Consider the following 2,038-nt stretch of genomic DNA (forward strand, 5'->3'; position numbering starts at 1 on the left):
CGCGGCGTCGCCTGGGTCTCGGCCGGCACCAGGCGCGCTGCGCGCAACCGCCCGCCGGCCGCGGCTTCGAGCGCCGGCAGCGTGCGCGCGCCGCGCCCGGCGGCGAGCAGGTTGGCGACGAGCGAGGTGAGGAAGACCGTCTTGCCCGCGCGTGACAGGCCGGTGACGGCAAGCCGCACGCGCTCCCGCCCCGCCAATGCACGCGCAAGGTCGCCAAGGCCCGCCATCGCATCCTCGACCGGGGCGAAGAGGGAGGAAGCGGGCAGCGTCCGGGCTCCTTGGCAGTGTCGCCCGACAGCTAGGCAGCCGGGGGCGGCCGCGGCAAGCCCGCGGCGGCCGCATGCCGGGCAAGGGGTCGGGACGCACGCGACGTTGACATCGCGCAGGCGCAACGGAAGCATCCGGGGGCCGGCGGGAGGTTGGCGATGGCGACGAACCTGCGCAGCCTCGACCTCAACCTGCTGATCGTCTTCGAGGCGGTGTTCGAGGCGGGCTCGATCACCCGCGCCGCGGAGAAGCTGGCGCTCAGCCCCTCCGCCACCAGCCATGCGCTGGGACGGCTGCGCGATGCCTGCGGCGACGAGCTCTTCGTGCGCGTCGGGCAGGGCATCGCGCCGACGCCGGTGGCGCAGCGCATCCGTCCGGAGGTGGGCCGCGCGCTCGACATCCTGCGACGCGCCTTGGCGGAGGCGCAGGGCTTCGACCCCGCGACCTCGACGCGCCGATTCGAGATCGCGATCCCGCATCCGGTCGGGCCGGTCTGGGCGCTCGCCATCGCGGAGCGCGTGCGGAGCACGGCGCCCGGCGTCGTGCTGCGCTTCGACACCCGGACCCTGCCGGTCGACCAGGTGGAGCGCATGCGGGGCGGGGAACTCGACGTCACCGTCGACTGGATGCCCTCCCAAGACGCGCGCTGCGTCCAGCGCAAACTGTTCGACGACCATCTTCTGGTCGTCGCGCGGCGCGGCCATCCGCGCGCCGCACCCGGCATGGCGATGGACGACCTGCGGCGCGAAGGCTTCGTCGTGCCGCATCCGCGCCAGGGACCGATGGCGGAGGTGGTGCTGAGCCTCCGGCAGGCGGTGGCAGAGCTCGGCCTCGCATGGCGGCTGCTGGTCAGCGAGTTCCTCGAGGTGCCGTTCCTGGTCGCGCGCAGCGACCTGCTCGGCTTTCTGCCGGCCAGCATGGCGCCGCGCGCGGTCGGCGAGTTCGACCTCGTCGTGATCGACACGCCGATCGCCGAGATCAAGGTGCCGATCCTGATGGCCTGGCACGAGACGCGGCGCTCCGACGACGGGCACCGCTGGCTGCGGGAACTGGTGGCCGAGACGATCGGCGCCACGGTGACATCCTGACGCCGCCGCAGCTGCACGGGATCGAAACGCGGGTTGCACGTTGATGCGTCACGGTTCCGCGCCGATCCGCGCTTAGCTCCGCCGCCCCGCCCGGCCTGCCGGGCGGTCGAAGGAGCCGCCTGCCCGTGTCTCGAAGCGTCCATCATGTCCCGCTGCTCGGGCCCCTTCCCGGCGGCGCGGCGCATCCGCTGAGGCGCGAGGCGGCGGCGCTGGGGCTTCCAGAGGCGCTGCTCGTCTTCCTGCCTGCCGCCGGCGTCGCGCTGCCCGCGCTGCTCGGTCCCCTGCAGGCCTCGCGGCTCTGGGACGATGGCGGGCATGAGACGCTGGAGGCCACGATCGAGCTGGATGCGGCCGAACTGCCGGACGTCGGGCCGCGGTCACGCTTCGCGCTGGATCTCCGCCTGGCGGTGGCCCCGGACGGCCGCGTCGCGACAGTGGAGGTGGAGGCGCTGGAATGGCGTGACGCCGGCACCTTGTTCTCGCCGGTGCCGCGCGGCCTGGCCACGGGGCATGGCTATGGCGGCGATGCGGGCCGTGTCGCAGACGCGACGCTCGCCTGGCTGTCGGCCGACGCCGCGCTGGCGGCGCTGACCGCCTCGGCCGAGACAGGCGCGGAGAAGGCGGAGCGCGACGCGGCGGTCGCGGGCGGCGCGGCCAGCTGGAGCCTCGCGGCAGGTGCGCGG

At 74.5% G+C, this 2,038-nt stretch carries 3 protein-coding genes; 2 read left to right on the plus strand and 1 reads right to left on the minus strand.

What is annotated here, in order from left to right; genetic code table 11:
* The coding region (locus tag L2I40_RS22415; protein WP_237217544.1) for a YcjX family protein at window positions 1–227 on the minus strand (227 nt) is incomplete at its 3' end.
* Between the two features lie 198 nt (window positions 228–425).
* Between L2I40_RS22415 and L2I40_RS22420 the strand changes: the two genes are divergently transcribed.
* Window positions 426–1,355: a LysR substrate-binding domain-containing protein gene (locus L2I40_RS22420; RefSeq protein WP_237217546.1), complete on the plus strand. Its 930-nt coding sequence runs from the start codon at window positions 426–428 to the stop codon at window positions 1,353–1,355.
* A gap of 125 nt (window positions 1,356–1,480) precedes the next feature.
* The coding region (locus L2I40_RS22425; protein WP_237217547.1) for a hypothetical protein at window positions 1,481–2,038 on the plus strand (558 nt) is incomplete at its 3' end.

Origin of the sequence: Falsiroseomonas oryziterrae (genome assembly GCF_021864505.1) — a bacterium.
Taxonomy (GTDB): Bacteria; Pseudomonadota; Alphaproteobacteria; order Acetobacterales; family Acetobacteraceae; genus Falsiroseomonas; species Falsiroseomonas oryziterrae.